Origin of the sequence: Bradyrhizobium sp. SZCCT0148 (assembly GCF_018129985.1) — a bacterium.
Lineage (GTDB): Bacteria > Pseudomonadota > Alphaproteobacteria > Rhizobiales > Xanthobacteraceae > Bradyrhizobium > Bradyrhizobium japonicum_H.
In genome coordinates, this window is sequence record NZ_JAFCKT010000006.1 from 392157 (window position 1) to 408234 (window position 16078).

The window sequence follows — 16078 nt, forward strand, 5'->3', positions numbered from 1 at the left end:
TTAGGCCAATCGCAATCGGTCCCAAGTTCTCCCCTATTTTCTTGAGAAGCCGCCGGCACGTCTTCAGTCGCACGGCGCCTGAAGACGTGCTGAACCGCGCGCCCGCAAAACTCCTGTGATACAGGCGCGTGACGCGACGCAACCGCCCAGCCGAGATTGGCGAACTGCACGATTTCAAGGGGTTAAATGCTCCCTGGCTGGGGCGGGAGGGATCGAACCTCCGAATGGCGGAATCAAAATCCGCTGCCTTACCGCTTGGCTACGCCCCAACGCCCGGACGGGATGGCGACGGCCGACCGCCGCAGATTCCCTCCGGTCGCAGCCGGTCTATAGGGAGCAGCGCGGCATTTCAACCGCCTGGAGCGGCAAAATACCGCCGGTGCCCGGGATCGGCCGCGCCACGCCCTTTATCGAGCCGCGCTTGGGATGACAGGCCCTGCGGCGAGGCATCCTTCCGCCCATTGAGACCTCGGCCATTTCATGGGAATACGGCGCCGATATCCGTCCACGGGAGTGAGCCATGACCTACCGCGCGCCGATCTCTGACATGCTGCTGTCGCTCAACCACGGCGCCGGCCTCAAGGCCGCCATGGAGGCCGGTCATTACGGCGATTTCGACGCCGACATTGCCGCAGCCGTGCTGGAGGAAGCCGGCAAGTTCGCAACCGACGTGCTGGCTCCGCTCAATAAGGTCGGCGACGAGCACGGCATCAAGCTCGACGACGGCAAGGTCACGACCGCGCCGGGCTGGCCGGACGCCTACAAGCGCTGGATCGAGGGCGGATGGAACGCGGTCTCGGGCCCGGAAGATTTCGGCGGCCAGGGCCTGCCGATCGCGATCAACGCCGCCTGCACCGAGATCTGGAGCGCCGCGAACGTCGCTTTCGGCCTCTGCCCGCTGCTGACGGCTTCGGCGATCGAGGCGCTGGACGCGCATGGCAGCGACGCGCTGAAGAAGATCTATCTCGAGAAGCTCGTCTCCGGCGAGTGGACGGGCACGATGCAGCTGACCGAGCCGCAGGCCGGCTCCGATGTCGGCGCGCTGCGCACCCGCGCCGAGAAGCAAGCCGACGGCACCTATCGCATCAAGGGGACGAAGATCTTCATCACCTATGGCGAGCACGACATGACCGACAACATCGTGCACTTCGTGCTGGCGCGCCTTCCGGACGCGCCCGCCGGCACCAAGGGCATCTCGCTGTTCCTCGTGCCGAAGTTCATGGTCAATGCAGACGGCTCGCTCGGACAGCGCAACGACATCTTCGCCTCGGGCGTCGAGCACAAGCTCGGCATGCATGCCTCTCCCACCTGCACCATGACCATGGGCGACCATGGCGGCGCCATCGGCTTTTTGATCGGCGAAGAGAACCAGGGCATGCGCTGCATGTTCACGATGATGAACCAGGCCCGCCTCGGCGTGGGCCTTGAGGGCGTCGGTGTCGCCGATCGCGCCTTTCAGCAGGCCTTGTCCTTTGCGCAGGAGCGCAAGCAGGGCCGCGCCGTCGGCAAGAAAGGCGACGGATCGGATGCGATCTTCGTGCACCCCGACGTCAAACGCATGCTGATGCGGATGCGGGCGCAGACTGCGGCTGCGCGCACCATCTGCTATGCGACCGCTGTCGCACTCGACGTCTCGACGCGCGCCAAGGATCCGAAAGTCAGGGCCGATGCCGCAGCGCGCGCGGCGCTGCTGACTCCGATGGCCAAGGGCTATTCCACCGACATCGGCAACGAGGTCGCCTATCTCGGCGTGCAGGTGCACGGCGGCATGGGCTTCATCGAGGAGACCGGTGCGGCCCAGCATTATCGCGATGCCCGCATCACCGCGATTTACGAAGGCACCAACGGCATCCAGGCGATCGACCTCGTCACGCGCAAGCTCGCGGCCAATGGCGGCGCGTCGGTGTGGGCGCTGCTCGACGAACTGGCGGCGACGGTCAAGAAAGTCGAAGCCTCCAACGATCCGGCTTTCGGCACCACGGGCGTCAAGCTGCGCGAAGCGCTGGAGGCCTTGACGCGTACCAGCAAGTGGCTGCTGGAGCGCGTGACGTCCGCGCCGAACGAGGCGCTTGCAGGTGCGACACCGTATTTGCAGCAATTCGGTTCCACGCTCGGCGGCTGCCTGCTCGCCTCGGAGGCGCTCGCCGCCAAGGCCGACGGCAACACGGACGCCGCGCGCTACGTCGCACTCGCGCGCTTCTTTGCCGAGAACATCAGCGTCCAGGCCGGCGCGCTCGAGCGCACCGTGACGGAAAGCGCGGAGTCGGTCGCGACAGCCGATGCGGTTCTGCTGGGTTAAGCAGCGGCTCACCACAACCGGAAGATTTAGGCTTTTGGACTTGCAGCTCATTGCTGCAATGCAAACCCCGTGGCGCCGCCATGTGCCGCCTTGTGGAAATCCGCTCCAGAAAGCTTGACCGAGCGCATTGGCACGCTTGCGGGATGATGTAGGCTGAGGCTTGCAAGGCTCGCGAGCGGCAAGTGTCGCGGCGAGCGCAGGGGGTTCTCATGTCGAGCGGCAACATCGTTCTCACCGAGGAGCGCGGAACGCGCGTGATCAACTTGCGCCGCCCGGGCAAGAAGAACGCCATCACCCAGGACATGTATCGGGAGATGAGCCGCGCGATCGACACCGCGCAGAACAACCCCGATATCCGCTGCATGATCATCACCGGCGGCTCCGGCGTATTCACCGCGGGCGACGACATCGACGATTTCATGCACGCCGACACCGCGCGTCCCGAGACGCTGTCGGAGGGCGCCAAGTTTCTTTATTCGCTCGCCCTCAACGTCAAGCCCATCATCGCCGCCGTGGACGGCGCCTCGATCGGCATGGGCACCGTGATGCTGTTTCACTGCGACTACGTGTTGGCCTCGAACGCTGCGACCTTCTCAGCGCGCTACATCCATCTCGGGCTGGTGCCGGTCGGCGCCGCCAGCCTCCTGATGCCGAACACGATGGGCTATCAGCGCGCCTTCGCGATGCTGGTGATGGGGCGGACGTTCTCCGCAGCCGAGGCGCACGCGGCAGGCTTCGTCAACACCGTGGTATCGCCGGGACATACCGAGGTCGAGGCGCGCAAGGTGGCGCGCGAGATCTGCCGGCTGCCGGCCGAGGCGGTCGCAACCTCCCGCAAATTGCTGCGCGCGCCGGCCGAAGACCTCACCCGCCGCATCGACCAGGAAGGCCATCTGTTCGGCGAGCGGCTGAAGTCGGACGAAGCTGTGGCAGCATTCAACGCGTTCGCAAGCCGGAAGAAGCGGTAGCCTTCGGGGCGTGCGAAGCGCGAACCCGGAATTCCTTTCTCCACCAACTGCCGTCAATCGATTGTGGGCTCGACGCTACTCGCGTCCCGGAATGACGGCGAGAACTTCGTGAAATCTTCGCGCGGAGCGACTAATCTGGTTCTATGCGATATGCCTTACGATCCATCCTCGCCGCCCTCGCCCTCGTTGCCGCTCTCCCCGCCTCGGCCCAGACCGCCGCGCCGGTCGAGCTACGCGTCCTTGCCATCAACGATTTTCACGGCAATCTGCGGCCGCCGCCGGGCGGCATTCGCATCGCCGATCCCGAGGACAGAACCAGGAAAGTGATGGTTGCGGCCGGCGGCGCCGAATACATGGCGACGCTGGTCAAGCAACTGCGCGAGGGACACAAGAACACGATCTTGGTCGCGGCCGGCGATCTGATCGGGGCGAGCCCGTTCCTGTCGGCGATGTTTCACGACGAGCCTTCGGTGGAAGCGCTTTCCCTGATGGGGCTTGCGATCAGTTCGGTCGGCAATCACGAATTCGACGAGGGCAAGACCGAGTTGCTCAGGATGCAGAACGGCGGCTGCCATCCGGTCGACGGCTGCCAGGGGCCGCATCCGTTCACGGGCGCCAAATTCCGTTATCTGGCCGCGTCCACCGTTGAGACCACAACGGGCAACACCGTGCTGCCACCCTACGAGATCCGGGACTTCGACGGCATCCCAGTCGCCTTCATCGGGCTGACCTTGAAAGAGACCGCAGGCATCGTCTCGCCGTCGGGCATCCACGGGCTCGAATTCCGGGACGAAGCCGCGACCGTGAACGCGCTTGTGCCGCAGCTGAAGGCGCGCGGCGTCGAGGCGATCGTGGTGCTGATCCACCAGGGCGGCGAGCCCGCCGGGGACTACAACGAATGCCCTGCCATCACCGGGCCGATCGTCGACATCGTCAAGAAATTCGACCGCGCCGTGGACGTCGTCGTCAGCGGCCATACCCACCGCGCCTATGTCTGCGACATCGACGGGCGGCTCGTCACCAGTGGCGACAAATACGGCACGCTGGTCACCGCGATCGACCTCAGGCTCGATCCTGTCACCCGCGACATCATCAGCGCCAAAGCCGAGAACGTCATCGTCGCCAATGCCTCGCTGGCGAAGGACGCCGAGCAGACCGCGTTGATCGAGGCCTATGACAGGCTGTCGGCGCCGATCGCCAACCGGCCGGCCGGATCGGTGACGCAGACGCTGTCGCGCGTGCCGAACGAGGCCGGCGAAAGTGCGCTCGGCGACGTCATCGCGGACGCGCAGCTTGCCGCGACCCGGGCGCCCCAGGATGGCAGCGCTGTCATCGCGCTCACCAATCCCGGCGGTATCCGCACCGATATCGTCCCGAAGGAGAACGGCGCGATCACCTTCGGCGATGTCTTCGCCAGCCAGCCGTTCCGCAACCGCCTCGTGACGGTGACGCTGACGGGCAGCCAACTGAAGGACATGCTCGAGCAGCAATGGCTCGACCCGAAGCGACCGCGCATCCTCCAGGTCTCGATCGGATTCAGCTATGCCTGGGATGCGTCGAAGCCATTCGGCGAGCGCGTGATGGCCGACAAGATGATGCTCAACGGCAGGCCGATCGAGCAGGCCAGCGGCTATCGTGTCACCCTCAACGATTACCTCGCGGTCGGCGGCGATGGTTTTACCGTCGCCAAACAAGGCACGGCGCCGCAATATGGCGGCTACGACGCGGACGCGCTGTTCGCGTTCTTCCGGGCGCATGGACCAATCGGCCCGCTGCCGCTGAGCCGAATCCTGCGCGTGAATTGATCCGGATCAAACGGGCCGGAACGGGACAACCCTTTGCCATTCCCGTTCGAGCGCATAGATTGGGTTTTGCATTGCGTTTTGGCGCCGGATGCGCCAAGCGACGTCGAAAGCCCGCATCCATGAGGCCGACCTGATGAGCACGCTTCTCCTTTCCCACAAGGCCTGCCTCGACCATGTCACGCCGCCGGGACACCCTGAAAGGCCGGATCGCCTCCGTGCGGTGGAAGAGGCGCTGTCGCATGAGCGCTTCCAGTTTCTGGTGCGCGACCAGGCGCCGGAGGGCGATCTCGATATTGTCACGCTCTGCCACAACGAGCACTACGTCACCGAGCTGCGCCACATCGCGCCGAGCAGCGGCCTCGTCTACATTGACGGCGACACCTCGATGTCGCCGGGCACCTGGGAAGCGGTGATGCGCGGCGTCGGCGGCGCGGTGGCCGCAACCGAAGCGGTGATGGCCGGCGAGCATCGCAATGCCTTCGTCGCGGTGCGCCCGCCCGGCCATCACGCCGAGATCGGCAAGCCGATGGGCTTCTGCTTCTTCGACAATGTCGCCATCGCCGCGCGTCATGCGCAGCGCAAATACGGCATCAAGCGCGCGGCCATCGTCGATTTCGACGTGCATCACGGCAACGGCACGCAGGACATTTTCTGGTCGGACCCGACCGTAATGTACTGCTCTACGCACCAGATGCCGCTGTTTCCTGGCACCGGCGCGACGGGCGAGCGCGGCGACCACGACACCATCGTCAATGCGCCGCTCGCCTCCGAGGATGGCGGGCCGGAATTCCGCTCGGCGTTCGAGAATCTGATCCTGCCGCAACTCGAAAAATTCAGCCCGGAGCTACTCATCATCTCGGCCGGCTTCGATGCGCATTATCGCGATCCGCTGGCCTCGCTGAATTTGCGCGCGGAGGATTATGCCTGGGTGACGCGCAAGCTGATGGATCTCGCCGACAAGACCGCGGGCGGCCGCGTTGTTTCGGTGCTCGAGGGCGGCTATGACCTGCAAGGACTGAAAGAATCTGTTACGGCGCATGTCGGCGCCCTGATGGGCGCCTGACGCACCCGCCACATTACGCCCGCAAAACTTTGTTTTCTCGTGTTGAAGGCGAATCGGGCAATCGGAAACGGATATGGCCGAAAATACTCAAGTCGACGTCGCCAAACTCACCTTCGAGCGCGCGATCGAGGAACTCGAAACGATTGTGAAGCGACTCGAAGACGGCAAGGTGCCGCTCGAGGAATCCGTCACGATTTACGAGCGTGGCGAAGCGCTGAAGCGCCGCTGCGAGGAATTGCTGCGCCAGGCCGAGGCGCGCGTCGACAAGATCACCACCGATGCCAGCGGCCAGGCTACCGGCACCGCGCCGCTGGACGTGCAGTAAGGAAACCCGGGATCTTTCCTCTCACTCTCCTGGCAGGGCTCGCCAAACCTCATCACAAGCGACTGGCTGCCCTCACCAATTTCACGATCGCACGGCGCCGTCCGATGAGGAGCGCGGTTCCGTGGAGCCGGATCAGCGTCATTCGTTGCAGGAGATCGGTCCCCGAGGACCCAGAAAACCTCAAATCAGGCAAAAAACCCGCCGAGGAACCTGGCACGGCTGGAACCCCCGGGCCCCAGCCAAGGTTAACCACCTTGGCCCGCTGGTTGCATCTGCATACCCCTAATCGGTCCTGCGGGTTGGCTTTGGCCCAAGCTTTGGTGTAAAGCTGCGCGGAGTGTGGCTTTTTGCAAGCCTTGCGTGGGCATAAAATTCCGACGACAAGCGCTTCAAACTGCTAATGAAATTGGCTGGGACGGACGAAGCCGATCTAAGTGACAGGGATCACAGAGACTGAACCGGAGCGCACTTAAGCTTACCTAAGCTTGAAGACGGGGCCTTGCCCCATGCAGGTGGCTCCGACGGTTTGAGGACTCGCGCTGCGCCGATATTGTGCAAACCCATCGCGCACCGGAATGACCTTCCGGCGCTGACAAATTGGAAATCGCCGTGAACGCATATAGTAAGACGCCGCTTCTCGACACCATCCGGACGCCGGACGATCTGCGCAAGCTCAAGATCGAGCAGGTTCGCCAGGTCGCCGACGAACTGCGGCAGGAGACCATCGATGCAGTCTCGGTGACCGGTGGTCACTTCGGCGCGGGCCTCGGCGTGGTCGAGCTCACCACCGCGATCCATTACGTCTTCGATACGCCGCGCGACCGGCTGATTTGGGACGTCGGCCATCAGGCCTATCCGCACAAGATCCTCACCGGCCGGCGCGACCGCATCCGCACGCTGCGGACCGGAGGCGGCCTGTCCGGCTTCACCAAGCGCAGCGAGAGCGACTACGATCCATTCGGCGCGGCGCATTCCTCAACCTCGATCTCCGCCGGCCTCGGCATGGCGGTGGCGCGCGACCTCGCCGGCGGCAACAACAACGTCATCGCAGTCATCGGTGACGGCGCGATGTCGGCGGGCATGGCCTATGAAGCCATGAACAACGCGGGTGCGATGAACTCGCGCCTGATCGTCATCCTCAACGACAACGACATGTCGATCGCGCCGCCGGTCGGCGCCATGAGCGCCTATCTGTCGCGCCTCTACTCCGGCAAGACCTATCGCACGCTGCGAGAGGCCGCCAAGCAGATCAACCAGCGTCTGCCCAAGGTCATCGCCAACCGTGCCAATCGCGTCGAGGAATACTCCCGCGGCTTCATGATGGACGGCGGCACGCTGTTCGAGGAGCTCGGCTTCTACTATGTCGGCCCGATCGACGGCCACAATCTCGACCATCTGCTGCCCGTCCTGAAGAACGTGCGCGACATGGAGACCGGCCCGATCCTGGTCCACGTCGTGACGCAGAAGGGCAAGGGCTACGGCCCGGCGGAAGCGTCCGCCGACAAGTACCACGCCGTCGTCAAGTTCGATGTCGCGACCGGCACGCAAGCCAAGTCAAAGCCGAACGCGCCGGCCTACCAGAACGTGTTCGGCCAGAGCCTCGTCAAGGAAGCGCAGAAAGACGACAAGATCGTCGCCATCACCGCGGCGATGCCGTCCGGCACCGGTGTCGACATCTTCAACAAGGCTTTCCCCGACCGCACCTTCGACGTGGGCATCGCGGAGCAGCACGCGGTGACCTTCGCCGCGGGTCTTGCGACCGAAGGCTACAAGCCGTTCTGCGCGATCTACTCGACGTTCCTGCAGCGCGGCTATGACCAGATCGTGCATGACGTCGCGATCCAGAGCCTGCCCGTCCGCTTCGCCATCGACCGTGCCGGCCTCGTCGGCGCCGACGGTGCAACGCATGCCGGCTCTTTCGACAACGCCTATCTCGGCTGCCTGCCGAACATGGTGATCATGGCAGCCAGCGACGAAGCCGAACTCGTGCACATGGTCGCGACCCAGGTCGCCATCAACGACCGCCCGAGCTCGCTGCGCTATCCGCGCGGCGAAGGCCGCGGCGTCGAGATGCCGGAAGTCGGCATTCCGCTCGAGATCGGCAAGGGTCGCGTGGTCCGCCAGGGCAGCAAGATTGCCCTGCTTTCCTTCGGCACGCGCCTCGCCGAATGCGAGAAGGCGGCCGACGAACTCGCAGCCCACGGCCTGTCGACCACGATCGCCGATGCACGCTTCATGAAACCGCTGGATACCGAGCTGGTGCTCAAGCTCGCCCGCGACCACGACGTGCTGATCACGATCGAGGAAGGCTCGGTCGGCGGCTTCGGTTCGCATGTCGCGCAGTACCTGACCGATCAGGGCGCGCTCGACACCGGCATGGTCAGGTTCCGCTCGATGGTGCTGCCCGACGTGTTCCAGGACCACGACACCCCGGCCGCGATGTACGGCCGCGCCGGTCTCGACGCCAAAGGCATCGTCGCCAAGGTGTTCGAGGCGCTCGGCAAGGACGTCAAGGCCGAAACGGTCAAGCTGGCCTGATCATGAGTTCACCTCTCCCGCTTGCGGGAGAGGTCGATACGAAGCGTCGGATGAGGGCTTTCGACACTCGTGGGTCCTCGTCCGCGGACACACACCCTCCCCAATCCTCCCCCGCAAGCGGGAGAGGGGCGCGCGGTTCTCGACGCGACTTGCAGTTCGCCTGAATTCCCCCGAAGCAGTCAGCCATGAAGATCTATCTGGCAGGCCCCGACGTGTTCCTGCCGGATGCGGTCGAGATCGGCCGGCAGAAAGTCGCGATCTGCGAGCGCTACGGGCTTACCGGCCTCTATCCCCTCGACAACGCGATCGACCCCACGGCGCCCGATGCCGCGCGGCAGATCTTTTGCGGCAACGAGGCGATGATGGATGCGGCCGACGCCATCATTGCCAACCTCACCCCGTTCCGCGGCGCCGGTGCCGATCCGGGCACGGTCTATGAGCTCGGCTACATGGCCGGGCGACGCAAATTCTGCCTGGCCTATTCCAACGACGGCGCCGCCTATGCCGACCGTGTCGGTCGTTTCATGGACGTCAGGTCCGAGGACGGACGGCTGGTCGACGCACAGGGACTGACGGTCGAGGATTTCGGCCTCGTCGACAACCTCATGATGATCCATGCGCTGGAGCTGCACGGCTGCCCGCTGGTGACGCCAGCCGCGATGCCGATCGACGTCTGGCACGATCTGGCCGCGTTCGAGACTTGCGTCCGGATGGCGGCCGCGCGATTGATCGCTACATAAGCGCTCGAACCTTCTCCGGAGATCCGATGCCCCCTGCCCGCAAGCGCGCGGATGTTTTGCTGGTCGAGCGCGGCCTGTTCGAGAGCCGGGCGCGGGCGCGCGCGGCGATCGAGGCGGGTCTCGTCACGGCCGATGACAAGCAGGTTGCAAAGCCGTCGGAGACGATCGCCGAGGATGCGGTGATCCAGGCCGAGCCAGCGCACCCTTACGTCTCGCGCGGCGGCGTCAAGCTCGCTGGAGCGTTGGAGCACTACAGTATCGAGATCGAGGACCATGTCTGCCTCGACGTCGGCGCCTCCACCGGCGGCTTCACCGAGGTGCTGCTGGCGAATGGCGCCAGCCTGGTGTTCGCGGTCGATGTCGGCACCAGCCAGCTGCATCCCTCGCTGCGCGACCATCCCAAGATCGTGTCGATGGAGGAAACCGACATCCGCAGCTATGACGGCAAACGGCTGCCGGCGCGGCCCGATGTCGTCGTCATCGACGTCAGCTTTATCTCGCTGAAGTCCGTATTACCGGTGGCGCTGTCGCTGGCGGCAGCGCCGATGAGCCTGCTGGCGCTGATCAAGCCGCAATTCGAGGCTGACAGGAAGCACAACAAGAAGGGCATCGTCCGCGACGCCGACGTGCACCGGGAGATCTGCGACGACATCGTCGCCTTTGCCACTTCGCTCGGCTGCACCGACATCGAGATATTCCCCTCGCCGATTACGGGCGGCGACGGCAATATCGAATTCTTCCTGGGTGCGCGCCGTGGTTGAGCGCATCAGGATCGATCATGTCGGCCATCGCGGCGACGGCGTCTGCCTCGACGCCGGCGAAGCGATCTACGTGCCCTACACGCTTGGCGGCGAGACCGTCGAGGTCGATCACGTCGTGGGCCACCATCCTGACCGCCGCAAGCTGCTCGCGGTCGACGTCGCAAGCCCCGAGCGTATCGTCCCATTCTGCCCGCATTTCGGCGTCTGCGGCGGCTGCGCCATCCAGCATTGGGCCGCCGAGCCATATCAGGCCTGGAAGCGCGGCATCGTGTTGGAAACATTGGCGCAGGCCGGCATCGATTGCGAGGTCGCGGCGCTGGTTGATGCCCACGGCGCCGGGCGCAGGCGCATCACGCTGCACGGCCGCTTCGGCACGCATGACGTCCTCAAGGTCGGCTTCGCGGCGGCAAGCTCGCACGACGTCATTCCGATTGATCGTTGCCCGATCCTCGATCCGGCGCTGAATGGCGCGCTCGATGCCGCCTGGGCCCTGGCGGAGCCGCTGACCTCCAGGATGCCGGTGACCAAGCCGCTCGACATCCAGGTCACCGCAACCGCCAACGGCCTCGATGTCGACGTCCGCGGCTCCGGCCCGCTGCCGACGCCGCTCGTCACCGCGCTCTCGCGCGTCGCCGAGCAGCACCGCCTGACGCGGCTGACGCGCCATGGCGAATTGGTGCTGCAACGCCTGCCACCGACAATAAAGATGGGCCGCGCTGAGGTGACACTGCCGCCGGGTTCGTTCCTGCAGGCAACCGTCGCGGGCGAGGAGACGCTGGCAGCGCTCGTCGCGGAACGCATCGGCAAGGCCAAGGAGGTTCTCGATCTCTTCTGCGGCGTCGGGCCGTTCGCCCTGCGACTCGCAGAGAAGGCCCGCATCACCGCTTATGACAACGATGCCGGCGCCATCACTGCGCTCGCAAAGGCCGCCCGCACGCCGGGCCTGAAGCCGATCAAGGCAGAGCCGCGCGATCTGTTCCGCCGCCCGCTGGTGCCGCCGGAGCTGCGCGATTTCGAGGCCGTGGTATTCGACCCGCCGCGCCAGGGCGCGCAGGCGCAGGCGCTGAAGCTCGCCGGGAGCAAGGTCCCGGTGGTGGTCGCGGTGTCCTGCAACGTCGCGACCTTTGCCCGCGACGCGCGGCTGCTGGTCGATGGCGGCTACAAGATCGACAGCGTCGTGCCGGTCGATCAGTTCCGCCACACGCCGCATGTGGAGCTCGTCGCCAAGTTCACGCGGTAGAGCCAGGGTTCTCCAAACTTGAGGCCCGTCAATTGCTCCGCCTTCCACCAGCGCTAAAAGCATCCTGCGCAATTCAACGTGGAGCGAACCTTCGTGGTTGACCGACGTCAGTTCATCGCGGCAGCGCTCGGACTTTCGACTGCAGCCGTCGGTGGCCCAGCTGTCGCTGCGGCCATGACCTATGACGAAGCGGCGACATCATCACGCATTCCGCTGCAGGCCGTGCCTCGGGATCGCGAACTCGTGCGCTTTGCCATCCTCGCCGCCAACAGCCACAACACCCAGCCGTGGATCTTCTCCGCTCGCGGCAACGAGATCGCGATCGCACCGGATTTCGCGCGCCGCTGTCCGGCCGTCGATCCGGACGATCATCACCTCTTCGTCAGTCTCGGCTGTGCCGCCGAGAATCTCGTCCTCGCCGCATCCACGCTGGGCTGGCGCGCCGATCCGGTCATCGACGGCGACCGGATCGTGATCGCGCTCGAGCAGGCCCCGCCGGCCGCATCGGCGTTGGCAGCCGCAATTCCTGCCAGGCAATGCACGCGCGCCACGTTCGACGGCAGGCCGGCCGCACCCGAGATCTTGCGACAGCTCGAGAGCGCCTGCCGCGAACCTGATGTCACGGCCATCCTGATGACCGAGCGCACCGCGATCGCTGGGGTCACCGACTATGTACTCGAAGGCAACTCGGCGCAAATGCGCGACAAGGCCTTCATGCGCGAGCTCGTGAACTGGCTTCGTTTCAACGAGACCGAGGCGCTCGCGACCATGGACGGGTTGTTCTCGCCCGCGTCGGGAAATCCGTCCCTGCCGTCATGGCTGGCGCGGCCGCTGATGAAGTTCTTCTTCACCGCGAGCGGAGAAAACAGCAAGTATCGCGAACAGCTCACCAGCTCCGCGGGCGTCGTCGTGCTCGCGGCAGATCGCAGTGACAAACCGCACTGGATCGCGGTCGGCCGTGCCTGCCAGCGCTTCGGTTTGCAGGCAACCGCGCTGGGACTCAGATATTCCTTCGTCAACCAGCCGGTGGAGGTGGCGACGCTAAGACCGCAGTTTGCGTCCTCGCTCGGGCTGGGAGAGCGGCGTGCCGATATCGTGATGCGCTTCGGTTACGGGCCGGACCTGCCGAAATCGCTGCGGCGTCCGCCGGAACTGGTGATGCGATCCTAACGCCGAAGGCCGCTCAGGGCTGGCGACTCGCCGGGCAACATGTTCGATCGGATATCGCTATCCATGCGACCGGAATCCTGCTGGATGAAACCGGCGCCGAACGACAGGCTGAGGTTGGAGGTCGGCTTGAATTCGACACCGGCAAATGCGCTGGTGCCCGGTGCCGCGCCGGTCAACGGCGCAACCGAGCTGCCGATGCCATTGCCATATTTCAACGTGTCGAAACCGGCAAAGAATGTCACGGGCATGCCACCCATCGTCTTGGTGTTGTAGCCGAACTGCGTGCTGTCATACGAGAGCGCACTGAAATTGCCGGCAAGCCCGGTCTGACTGAGCCCGCTCCAATTGAGATTGCCGCGCTGGCTGCCGACGAAGAAGCCGTTCGCCCCGCGCCAATCCGCGCCACCGGCATTGAAGTTAGCGAATTTACCGTCGCTATCGGAACTCTGGCCTGCGCCACTGCCGAGGCCGAAAGGCCCGCCGGGGATCCAATATCGCAGCGGCGCGACCTGCGCATGAACCGGTGCTCCGCCAAGGCAGAGCGCCGAAACGAGAGCTGCGAGAGCGCGTATAGCTGCGAGGCTGGACATTCAGGCTACCGTCAGGATTTCGGTAGATTATACCCCTCTGCCATCACCAAGGCCAGCGCAGCGACCGCGCCGACATCACGGCCACAGCTTGACGCAACCGGCCCGCCCGCGGCACCGAAGCAAGGGCCGCATTTGGAACGTTGGGGCAAAGCCGTGCTTGGTCAAGCAGGAGGTCGCCATGACCAAAACATCAAATCACGGCATCATGCGCTTACGTGGAGAGAACCAGCCGGCGGACAAGGAGCGGGCTCAACTCGCTCAAAAAATTGAGCTCGGCCACAGGCCGCCTGTGTTTAAGGAAGAGGCGAACGACAGGGACTGAGCCAGCGCGCGGGGGCCGCGCGGAGGATTGGCGTGCCACATCATGCTGCTTGCTGATGCTGCTGGAAAGCAGCGATGGCTCGATTCGAAAGCATCAGCGTGCGGCTCTCTCCCGTTAGAACCTGCGTCTTGATACTCTCCAGCAGGATTTCGGCCGCCTGCTGAGGATCGGCAATCGCACCTGAGCGCTCCAGGAAGTCCCATGCAATTTGAAGTGAGTTCTCTATGAGAATTGGAAGTGGTTCGGTCATGCGGGTGGAACGCCCCCCCGATGCCTCTCGTTCCTCCGTTCCGGAGCCGGTAACATAGCAGTGGGCTACGTCCGCCAGTTCAGGCGGCAAGCTCTCGGAGCGTAGAGATCATCGCATCCAACGGGTACGGCTTCCGGAAGAACCTCGACCCGTCGGGCAGCTCAGGACCTTCGACGAGATGGCCAGAGACGACCAGGAGCTTTATCGGTGGCCATCTTTCGCGAACGGCTGCCGCGAGCCGAACTCCGTCCATCGAGCCAGGCATCCTGACGTCTGTGAAGACCACGCAGACGTCCTCGCGGGCTTCAAGTATTCTAAGGGCCTCGTCAGCATTGCCGGCCAGGAGCGGATGCAGTCCCGCATCTTCGACGATGCCACTCGCTATCAAGAGCAGCAGCGGCTCATCCTCGACGACCAACACGCAGTTTCCACGAGGAGAGCTATGCTCCGCCATATCAGGTCTTTCTGTGCCCCCAGGAGCGTCAACTGCGGGGATATCCCCGCAGCCACCCCTTTAAACCATCGCAGCAGCCGACGTTCCGAATGGCAGGCTCTTTTCTGGGCAATCTTTGCGTAACGACACAAAGGTAGCTGACGGTTGGCGAGGGGAGCCGCCAGCTGGCGTTTAGCGGTCGCGACTTCGGTCGAACGACCGCGGAACTCGCATCGCATGAGTTGGCGTCAATGGCGTGGCAGTCGGACGGAAAAGCACGTGCCAGCTTGTTCGTCCGACGTCACAGAGATCTCGCCGCCATGGGCTTCGACGATCAATTTTGCGATGTAAAGGCCAAGGCCGAGGTGGGTACCGGGCTCGGACGGATTTCCGAAATCCTGGCCTCGCGTCCAGGAACGGAAGATCGACCTTTGCGCTTCCGGCGAGATCGAGGCACCGAGATTGTGCACCTTGATAATCACGGCGTCGGGATCGCTGCCTGCAACGGTCACTGTGATTGGCGTCGTTGCGTCGCCATAATGCACAGCGTTGCTCATCAGGTTCGATAACACCTGTGCTAGGCGTGCGGGATCGCAGGAAACCATTGGATCACCCTCATGCGTGACCTGAAGTTTCCGATCTGCGTTGACGGCGCGAACTTCGTCTGCGATTGCCTCACACAAAGCCGCAACATCGTTTTTGGTCTTTGTGACCGGGATTTGAGTGCCGAAGGACGAGCGCGTGAGATCGAGCAGATCGTCCAGAATTTGCGCCGCCCGGCCTGCTGCCAGCCTGATCTCCGAAACGACCCTCGCCTGCTTCGGGTTGGTTGTTCCGGATTTCTCCATCCACTGCGCGCCCATTGAAACAGCGCCGAGAGGATTGCGCAGCTCATGGCCAAGGACACCCAGAAACAGGTCGCGCGAGTCATTTATCGTCTTGGTGTAGTGCGCCACAGACTCCGTGACGGCCTGATCGATCGCTTCGTTGAACCGCGTCAGATCCTCGATATCGGTTTCAGCGAGCGTCCGATGGTACGCAACCCACTGCTTGACGACACTTGCGCGAAGCGCCCGGTATTCCGAGACCATCTGATCGATGTCAAAGCCGTCGGCCAGACGCAAGGCGGCATGAAGCTCCGCCGCGCTTTGAGAAAAGGCGCTGTCCGGCGACCCATCGCCCCGAGATTTATCAAACCGTTCGCGCGCAGTTTGTGCCGTTTCGAGGTCGTCCGCCACAAATCCAAGCAGCTCGACGATATGATCTTCCAGAGCCAGCTTCGACATCTGATCGCTCGCCGGGGACAAAGTGCGGGCGAACTCCGTCCACTCTTTTACAATTGGCGCGTGGTTCCGTCGAATGAAGTCAGCCAGGCGTTCATGCTTCGGCCGACCGGTGGAATTGCTCAAAGCCAGCCCTCAAACTAGACGATGCGAAACGTGATCCAGAGGGCCTCGTGAGCACCTCTGCATGCAAAAAATGCTGTGTCCTGCCTGCATTCCCTAGCGCCGAACCTGGAGTATAGCCGCTCGCTCCCGCGCTGTCACAATTGTGTCCGCCGCCAAGAGAGGCGT

At 64.1% G+C, this 16078-nt stretch carries 15 protein-coding genes and 1 tRNA gene; 11 read left to right on the forward strand and 5 right to left on the reverse strand.

Features of this window, described 5'->3' with window-relative positions:
- Positions 1-194: 194 nt before the first annotated feature.
- Positions 195-269, reverse strand: a tRNA-Gln gene (locus JQ580_RS20815).
- 251 nt (positions 270-520) lie between these two features.
- On the opposite strand from JQ580_RS20815, the gene JQ580_RS20820 reads away from it, so the two are divergent.
- The 10 genes from JQ580_RS20820 to JQ580_RS20865 all read left to right on the forward strand — a co-directional run bounded on the left by JQ580_RS20820 (position 521) and on the right by JQ580_RS20865 (position 12909).
- A complete protein-coding gene (locus JQ580_RS20820; RefSeq protein ID WP_212282078.1) occupies positions 521-2299 on the forward strand; it encodes an acyl-CoA dehydrogenase family protein in 1779 nt (592 codons plus the stop codon).
- Positions 2300-2508: 209 nt separating this feature from the next.
- Positions 2509-3267 (forward strand): enoyl-CoA hydratase-related protein, encoded by a 759-nt coding sequence (locus JQ580_RS20825; protein ID WP_212282079.1) that lies wholly within the window; start codon positions 2509-2511, stop codon positions 3265-3267.
- A 143-nt stretch (positions 3268-3410) separates the two neighbouring features.
- Entirely contained in the window at positions 3411-5072 is a 1662-nt protein-coding gene (locus JQ580_RS20830) for a bifunctional metallophosphatase/5'-nucleotidase (protein WP_212282080.1), read from the forward strand.
- A gap of 133 nt (positions 5073-5205) precedes the next feature.
- Complete coding sequence (locus tag JQ580_RS20835) at positions 5206-6135, forward strand: histone deacetylase family protein (RefSeq protein ID WP_212282081.1); 930 nt, start codon at positions 5206-5208, stop codon at positions 6133-6135.
- A 73-nt stretch (positions 6136-6208) separates the two neighbouring features.
- On the forward strand, positions 6209-6460 hold the full coding sequence (locus JQ580_RS20840) for an exodeoxyribonuclease VII small subunit (protein ID WP_212282082.1): 252 nt from the start codon (positions 6209-6211) through the stop codon (positions 6458-6460).
- Between the two features lie 609 nt (positions 6461-7069).
- Positions 7070-8998: a 1-deoxy-D-xylulose-5-phosphate synthase gene (dxs, locus tag JQ580_RS20845; RefSeq protein ID WP_212282083.1), complete on the forward strand. Its 1929-nt coding sequence runs from the start codon at positions 7070-7072 to the stop codon at positions 8996-8998.
- Between the two features lie 185 nt (positions 8999-9183).
- Positions 9184-9738, forward strand: a complete 555-nt coding sequence (locus JQ580_RS20850; RefSeq protein WP_212282084.1) for a nucleoside 2-deoxyribosyltransferase — start codon at positions 9184-9186, stop codon at positions 9736-9738.
- A gap of 26 nt (positions 9739-9764) precedes the next feature.
- Positions 9765-10499, forward strand: a complete 735-nt coding sequence (locus JQ580_RS20855; RefSeq protein ID WP_212282085.1) for a TlyA family RNA methyltransferase — start codon at positions 9765-9767, stop codon at positions 10497-10499.
- On the forward strand, positions 10492-11739 hold the full coding sequence (locus JQ580_RS20860) for a class I SAM-dependent RNA methyltransferase (protein ID WP_212282086.1): 1248 nt from the start codon (positions 10492-10494) through the stop codon (positions 11737-11739). Before JQ580_RS20855 ends, JQ580_RS20860 begins: the two co-directional genes overlap by 8 nt.
- Before the next feature lie 93 nt (positions 11740-11832).
- Positions 11833-12909 carry an Acg family FMN-binding oxidoreductase gene (locus tag JQ580_RS20865; RefSeq protein WP_311982470.1) on the forward strand — a complete coding sequence of 359 codons (1077 nt, stop codon included), beginning with the start codon at positions 11833-11835 and terminating at the stop codon, positions 12907-12909.
- On the opposite strand, the gene JQ580_RS20870 is transcribed toward JQ580_RS20865, so the two are convergent.
- Complete coding sequence (locus JQ580_RS20870; RefSeq protein WP_212282088.1) at positions 12906-13499, reverse strand: hypothetical protein; 594 nt, start codon at positions 13497-13499, stop codon at positions 12906-12908. The genes JQ580_RS20865 and JQ580_RS20870 overlap by 4 nt on opposite strands.
- 178 nt (positions 13500-13677) lie before the next feature.
- On the opposite strand from JQ580_RS20870, the gene JQ580_RS20875 reads away from it, so the two are divergent.
- The gene (locus tag JQ580_RS20875) at positions 13678-13821 is read left to right on the forward strand and encodes a hypothetical protein (protein WP_212282089.1); all 144 of its coding nucleotides are present in this window, start codon (positions 13678-13680) and stop codon (positions 13819-13821) included.
- Positions 13822-13861: 40 nt separating this feature from the next.
- Here JQ580_RS20875 and JQ580_RS20880 read toward each other — a convergent pair whose 3' ends face one another.
- The 3 genes from JQ580_RS20880 to JQ580_RS20890 form a co-directional block, all read right to left on the reverse strand.
- On the reverse strand, positions 13862-14071 hold the full coding sequence (locus tag JQ580_RS20880; RefSeq protein ID WP_212282090.1) for a hypothetical protein: 210 nt from the start codon (positions 14069-14071) through the stop codon (positions 13862-13864).
- Between the two features lie 79 nt (positions 14072-14150).
- Positions 14151-14492 carry a response regulator gene (locus JQ580_RS20885; RefSeq protein ID WP_409363218.1) on the reverse strand — a complete coding sequence of 114 codons (342 nt, stop codon included), beginning with the start codon at positions 14490-14492 and terminating at the stop codon, positions 14151-14153.
- A 260-nt stretch (positions 14493-14752) separates the two neighbouring features.
- A complete protein-coding gene (locus tag JQ580_RS20890) occupies positions 14753-15790 on the reverse strand; it encodes a sensor histidine kinase (protein ID WP_479683935.1) in 1038 nt (345 codons plus the stop codon).
- Positions 15791-16078 lie beyond the last annotated feature (288 nt).